At 55.9% G+C, this 6,889-nt stretch carries 4 protein-coding genes and 2 rRNA genes (1 of these 6 only partly in view); all 6 read right to left on the reverse strand.

Annotated elements, in window-relative coordinates; translation table 11 throughout:
* Positions 1–13: 13 nt before the first annotated feature.
* Positions 14–1,027 (reverse strand): sterol desaturase family protein, encoded by a 1,014-nt coding sequence (locus ACT89O_RS16485; RefSeq protein WP_487260610.1) that lies wholly within the window; start codon positions 1,025–1,027, stop codon positions 14–16.
* Positions 1,028–1,110: 83 nt separating this feature from the next.
* On the reverse strand, positions 1,111–1,968 hold the full coding sequence (locus tag ACT89O_RS16490) for a polysaccharide deacetylase family protein (protein WP_487260611.1): 858 nt from the start codon (positions 1,966–1,968) through the stop codon (positions 1,111–1,113).
* The gene (locus tag ACT89O_RS16495) at positions 1,941–2,924 is read right to left on the reverse strand and encodes a YncE family protein (RefSeq protein ID WP_487260612.1); all 984 of its coding nucleotides are present in this window, start codon (positions 2,922–2,924) and stop codon (positions 1,941–1,943) included. The genes ACT89O_RS16490 and ACT89O_RS16495 overlap by 28 nt, the downstream gene beginning before the upstream one ends.
* A 271-nt stretch (positions 2,925–3,195) precedes the next feature.
* Positions 3,196–3,948 (reverse strand): 16S rRNA pseudouridine(516) synthase, encoded by a 753-nt coding sequence (locus ACT89O_RS16500; protein ID WP_487262872.1) that lies wholly within the window; start codon positions 3,946–3,948, stop codon positions 3,196–3,198.
* Between the two features lie 87 nt (positions 3,949–4,035).
* Positions 4,036–4,148, reverse strand: a 5S ribosomal RNA gene (gene rrf / locus ACT89O_RS16505).
* A gap of 154 nt (positions 4,149–4,302) precedes the next feature.
* Positions 4,303–6,889 (reverse strand): 23S ribosomal RNA (locus tag ACT89O_RS16510) (it continues 292 nt past the right edge of the window).

A 6,889-nucleotide genomic window follows, 5' to 3' on the forward strand; every position in this document is an offset into this window, starting at 1 on the left:
CGTGGAGGGTCTTTCAGGCCTTGCCCAGCAGCCTCAGAACACCCCGCCATTGCTGCGACCAAAAGCCCCTGCCATAGTCGCGCAAGCGCCCGTCTGGCCCCGGCTCCACCTGATCGCGCACGCCCGTGGGATCAAAACGCAATTCAAAGTTGGCCGTGCGCATCAGCATGTCCCACCAGGGCAGCAATACGCCGAAGTTGTGCCCGCCCAGCACCACGCGGTATCTGGAGCCCTGCGCAGCGGCAGCCTCCCCTGACAATGGCTTGACGGTCTCATGGCCGATTCCGATGCTGTGGTGCAGCCGGTGAAACCGCGGACTGATCCACAACCGCTCGCCCCAGCGCCCAAACCACAGACGCACATTGGCGTGCTGGAAGCTCTCGCTGAGCTGCGTGATGGCCACGATAGCGATGAACTGTCCAGGTGCCACACCGATGAGCTGCGCCACCACCACCAGGATGGTGTCGCGCAGCACGTCATCCAGCAGATGGTTGCGGTTGTCGCTCCACATGGTCATCTGGCGCTGCGCGTGGTGCAAGGAATGCAGGCGCCACCACCATTCAAAGTGGTGCTGCCCCCGGTGAATCCAGTAGTCCACGAAGTCGAACACCACCAGGTACAGCAGCAGGCTGACCCAGGGTACGTCGGTGAACCCAGGCCAGAGGCCATCAAGCTGGAAGGTGCTGATGCCAGCCACTCGCAATGCCCCAAAGATGGAATCCATCAACGGGTCCACCGCGAGGAAGAGACCCAGGCGAAACAGCCCCAGCCGGTGAATCAGCGTGTAGAGAATGTCGGTGCGGATCGTCGCGCGGTCGGTCACCGCCTCCACCGGCCGCCAATGCTGCAATGGGCCAATCACTGCCGCGATCACCACCAGCTGCAGCAGCCCCACCAGAATCCATCCAGAGGCCTCATAGCCACTTTCGAGCTGGTTGCCCAGGCCTACAGCGAACATCACCGGCTGCAACAGGCTCTCGAAAAGCCATTGCTGAGCCGCATCAAACCCATTGCCTAGCCAACCCATTGCGTCATGCTCCGTCTATCTCTCACCACACACGCCCTTGCTCCGAACGGCCTCCACGATTTGCCTCGCCTCCACCACTGCAGTCAGCGCCCCATTAAAGGCGCGTAGTCAGGATGCTCTCGCAGCGTGCGAAAACAGAATCCGCGCTCCTTCAGCCCAACGATTAGCGGCTCCAGCACGGCAGGCGCCCAGGGATCCTTGCGTGACCAGATCCCCAGGTGCGCAAGCAGAATGTCGCCACTGCGCACATCCCGCAAAGCCTTGTTCAGCAACGTGGTGTTGCTGGCCATTTCACTGGGCAACTCATCGCCCAGGAATCCCGCCGGTGACCACCCCACATGCGTGTACCCACATGCGCGGGCACTGGCAAGCAACTGCGGCGAAGTCTTTCCACCTGGGGCGCGAAACAAGGGCAAGGGTATTTTGCCGGTCACGTGCTTCAAGCGATCTGCGGCCCGAGCGATCTCCTCACAATAACCGGCGGCCGTCAGCACAAAATGCTGCCCCGCGCGCGGCCCGGCCGATGGTCGAACACGGAACGAAGGGGCCTGCGTCGATCCCAGATCCGCGCGCCAATAGGTGTGGTCCCAGGTGTGGGATGCAAATTCGTGCCCCTCTGCGGCCCGAGCGTGCCACCAGGAAGCCCAGTGGTCGCCCAGGCTGCCATCCCCTTCCTGGGTGCGTTCGTTGGCGGCGAAAAACGTCACGCGTACCTGCTGGCGTGCGAGAACATCGGCGACCAAAGGCGCCACGGCCATATGGCCAGTGTCGAAGGTCAGGTAGAGAGGTTTTTTACAGTCTTTTTGGGCACTAGCGCTGGATATAAAAGCGCTAACAGCTACAAAATATATAGCAAAACAAAATCGCAGAGACACTCCCCTGTGATGCGCCGACGCCCGCACACCTTCGCCAATCAGCGGGGCGCGTGTTGCAGCGTCCATACGCCATGGGGCGACTTGCCCACAGTGACCTGCCGCACGACCTTCTTGGCCTCGGTATCCACCACAGAGAGCTTGCGCGCCCAGCGGGAACTCACATAGATGAAGCGGCCATCGGCCGACACTTCCATACAGTCTGGCCCACCGGGTACCGGATAGGATTCGACCACCTGCTGGGTGGTCATGTCGATCTTGCTGATGGAGTTGGCGACCCGGTTACTGACATACAGATGCCGCCCATCGCCCGCTGCACGAAAGGCGTGGGCGCCGTTACCCGTCTTGATCTTCTTGATGCTCAAGGGCTCGCGTCCCGAGACGTCAAATACCTCCACGCTGTCGCTACCGGTTAGGCCCACAAAAAGGCGCTTGTCGTCTGGGCTGCCATATACGTCCGCCGGCATGGCTCCCGTCTTGGTGCGCCACTTGATCGTCTGCGTTGCGATATCGATGGCCACCAGCTCATCGCTATCCTGCATGGTGGAATACACCGTGGTGCTGCGACTGTCGATCCACAAATGGCTGGGAGTCCGGGAGGTGGCCACCCGCTGGACGAGGGTCAACTCCTTCCCGTCCCAACGGTAAAAATCCACATGGTTCAAACGATTGGCAGCGGTGATGAACCACTTCATATCGGGTGTGAACCGCAGGTGGTAGGGGTCCACAATGCCCCGCACCGTGCGCTGAATCTGCGCGGTGCGCGGATCCAGAAACGTCAGCGTATCCCCCAACGCATTGGCCACAATGATCGACTTCTCATCCGGCGTGAGATACAGATGGTGCGGCTCCTTGCCCGTCGGAATGCGGGCCGTCTCGGTCCAGGTCACCGGGTCAATAACACTGACATTGGCTTCGAGGGAGTTCAGCACAAACAGTGGAGGCGCGGCAGCCAGTGCCCCCCCTATTGAGATCCACAGCCCACCCAAGACAGCGCACGCGCGTGCAATCGAGAAAATCTTCACAGAACCACTTTCAACACAGCCAAGAAGTGTAGCTGTGCACTTACCAATACCTTAGGGGAGAACACGTAACATTCTTGATGTGGAACGAATTTCGACAAGCAAAAGAGCACCTCACTCGACTGGCAACCACTGGGGCTCATCATGGATTCGTCAAGTCAGCGCATTCGCCGCCACGCTCTCGTCATCATCGAATCTTTTCAGCGATGTAGTGGTCGCTTCGCTTAGTCAGATCGCACACCAAGTAACGCTTCACCATCTGGTTCAAGCCCCCTCAGGACGACTGAGCCAGCAAGGATAGATCCTCCTGACTGAGCCATTTCCATGCCCCAGGAGGCAGGTCAGCGGGCAACTCCAGAGCACCGATCCGCGACCGATGCAATCCCTCTACACGATTACCGACGGCAGCAAGCATACGCTTGACCTGATGGTACTTGCCTTCGGTCAGGGTGAGGTCCAGCCGATGGCTCGCAGTCTGCTCACAAGCCGCCGCTTTGACCGGCTTGGGGTCATCGTCCAGAACCACCCCCGCCAACAAGCTCGATATCTGTTTTTCATCGACTGGGTGTTTGGTAGTGACCTGATAAACCTTGGGCACATGCTTCTTGGGCGAACTCATGCGGTGAATGAATTGCCCGTCATCGCTCAACAACAGCAACCCGGTGGTGTCTTGGTCCAGCCGTCCTACGGCCTGCACCCCTTGCACCGCGCTTTTTGTCGGCCGCTGCCGCAAAGGGGCTGGCAACAAGGTATAGATGCTGGGATAGGTTGAGGGTTTTTGAGAGCACTCTGTGCCCGCCGGCTTGTGCAGCAGCACATAGGCTTTAGCGTGGTAGGGCCAATTGATGCCTTGGACCTGCAACTGCAGGCCTTCTGGGTCCAGCTCAGCAGTCGCATCGACGCACGGCTCGTAATCCTGAGTATCAGATGATGACCCGCGTATAGAAACCCAGCCCTGCTGAACCAGCCCCGCACAGACACGGCGGGTGCCAAAACCTTGGGAATACAAAATATCCTGGAGCTGCATAGAAAGGGGCAGGAAAAAGAATTCTTGAGTCACAAAGCAAAACGCCCCTCTACTCAATTGAGCAGAAGGGCGATTTGGGCTGTAAGAGCCTGACGATGACCTACTTTCACACGGGAACCCGCACTATCATCGGCGCAAAGTCGTTTCACTGTCCTGTTCGGGATGGGAAGGAGTGGTACCAACTTGCTATGGTCATCAGGCATAACTGGGTGCTGGGCTGTTCGAGGAACAGCTCGGCGAATTCATAGAGTTTGGAATCAGATTTTTGTGTTTTTTGACTGCGTCAACTTGGCATAACAATCTTTGAGCTTTTCACACATTCCTTACGGTTTGCATATTGGCTATCAAAGTTATAGGGTCAAGCCGCACGAGCAATTAGTATCAGTTAGCTTAACGCATTACTGCGCTTCCACACCTGACCTATCAACGTCCTGGTCTTGAACGACTCTTTAGGGGGCTCAAGGCCCCGGCAGATCTCATCTTGAAACGAGTTTCCCGCTTAGATGCTTTCAGCGGTTATCTCTTCCACACTTAGCTACTCGGCAATGCCACTGGCGTGACAACCGATACACCAGAGGTGTGTCCACTCCGGTCCTCTCGTACTAGGAGCAGGCTTCCTCAAATCTGCAGCGCCCACGGAAGATAGGGACCAAACTGTCTCACGACGTTTTAAACCCAGCTCACGTACCTCTTTAAATGGCGAACAGCCATACCCTTGGGACCGGCTACAGCCCCAGGATGAGATGAGCCGACATCGAGGTGCCAAACACCGCCGTCGATATGAACTCTTGGGCGGTATCAGCCTGTTATCCCCAGAGTACCTTTTATCCGTTGAGCGATGGCCCTTCCATACAGAACCACCGGATCACTATGTCCTGCTTTCGCATCTGCTCGACTTGTCAGTCTCGCAGTTAAGCACGCTTATGCCATTGCACTATCGTCACGATGTCCGACCGTAACTAGCGTACCTTCGAACTCCTCCGTTACGCTTTGGGAGGAGACCGCCCCAGTCAAACTGCCTACCATGCACTGTCCCCGATCCAGATAATGGACCTAGGTTAGAACCTCAAACACACCAGGGTGGTATTTCAACGTTGGCTCCATGAGATCTAGCGACCTCACTTCAAAGCCTCCCACCTATCCTACACAGATCTGTTCAAAGTCCAATACAAAGCTACAGTAAAGGTTCATGGGGTCTTTCCGTCTTTCCGCGGGGAGATTGCATCATCACAAACATTTCAACTTCGCTGAGTCTCAGGAGGAGACAGTGTGGCCATCGTTACGCCATTCGTGCAGGTCGGAACTTACCCGACAAGGAATTTCGCTACCTTAGGACCGTTATAGTTACGGCCGCCGTTTACTGGGACTTCAATCAAGAGCTTGCACCCCATCATTTAATCTTCCAGCACCGGGCAGGCGTCACACCCTATACGTCCACTTTCGTGTTTGCAGAGTGCTGTGTTTTTATTAAACAGTCGCAGCCACCGATTTTTTGCAACCCCGTTGGGCTCGCCTTGTACAGGTTCACCTACTTGGGGCATACCTTCTCCCGAAGTTACGGTATCAATTTGCCGAGTTCCTTCTCCTGAGTTCTCTCAAGCGCCTTAGAATACTCATCTCGCGCACCAGTGTCGGTTTGCGGTACGGTCGTCAATAGCTGAAGCTTAGTGGCTTTTCCTGGAAGCAGGGTATCACTCACTTCGTCTGCAAGCAGACTCGTTATCACCCCTCATCTAAGCCCGGCGGATTTGCCTACCAGGCACGACTACAGGCTTGAACCAACATATCCAACAGTTGGCTGAGCTAACCTTCTCCGTCCCCACATCGCACTATTGATCGGTACAGGAATATTGACCTGTTTCCCATCAGCTACGCATCTCTGCCTCGCCTTAGGGGCCGACTCACTCTACGCCGATGAACGTTGCGTAGAAAACCTTGCGCTTACGGCGAGGGGGCTTTTCACCCCCTTTAACGCTACTCATGTCAGCATTCGCACTTCTGATACCTCCAGCATCCGTTACCAGACACCTTCACAGGCCTACAGAACGCTCTCCTACCACGTGCAATAAATTGCACATCCGCAGCTTCGGTAACTGGCTTAGCCCCGTTACATCTTCCGCGCAGGACGACTCGATCAGTGAGCTATTACGCTTTCTTTAAATGATGGCTGCTTCTAAGCCAACATCCTGACTGTTTTAGCCTTCCCACTTCGTTTCCCACTTAGCCAATTTTAGGGACCTTAGCTGGCGGTCTGGGTTGTTTCCCTCTTGAGTCCGGACGTTAGCACCCGGTGCTCTGTCTCCCAAGCTGTACTCGTCGGTATTCGGAGTTTGCATAGGTTTGGTAAGTCGCCATGACCCCCTAGCCTAAACAGTGCTCTACCCCCGACGGTAATACTTGAGGCACTACCTAAATAGTTTTCGGAGAGAACCAGCTATTTCCAAGTTTGTTTAGCCTTTCACCCCTATCCACAGCTCATCCGCTAGTTTTGCAACACTAGTCGGTTCGGACCTCCAGTACCTGTTACGGCACCTTCATCCTGGCCATGGATAGATCACTTGGTTTCGGGTCTACACCCAGCGACTGATTCGCCCTATTCGGACTCGATTTCTCTACGGCTTCCCTATTCGGTTAACCTTGCCACTGAATGTAAGTCGCTGACCCATTATACAAAAGGTACGCAGTCACCCTTGCGGGCTCCTACTTTTTGTAAGCATGCGGTTTCAGGATCTATTTCACTCCCCTCCCGGGGTTCTTTTCGCCTTTCCCTCACGGTACTGGTTCACTATCGGTCGATTACGAGTATTTAGCCTTGGAGGATGGTCCCCCCATATTCAGACAGGATTTCTCGTGTCCCGCCCTACTTTTCTCTAGCTTAGTACCACACGTCTGTTTTCGCATACAGGGCTATCACCTGCTATGGCCGGACTTTCCATTCCGT

Source organism: Acidovorax sp. NN32 (genome assembly GCF_057597245.1).

Excerpts from the sequence above, each read along its gene's own strand:
- ACT89O_RS16485 (WP_487260610.1), bottom strand. The coding sequence starts at position 1,027 with ATGGGTTGGCTAGGCAATGGGTTTGATGCGGCTCAGCAATGGCTTTTC.
- ACT89O_RS16490 (WP_487260611.1), bottom strand. The coding sequence starts at position 1,968 with ATGGACGCTGCAACACGCGCCCCGCTGATTGGCGAAGGTGTGCGGGCG.
- ACT89O_RS16500 (WP_487262872.1), bottom strand. The coding sequence starts at position 3,948 with ATGCAGCTCCAGGATATTTTGTATTCCCAAGGTTTTGGCACCCGCCGT.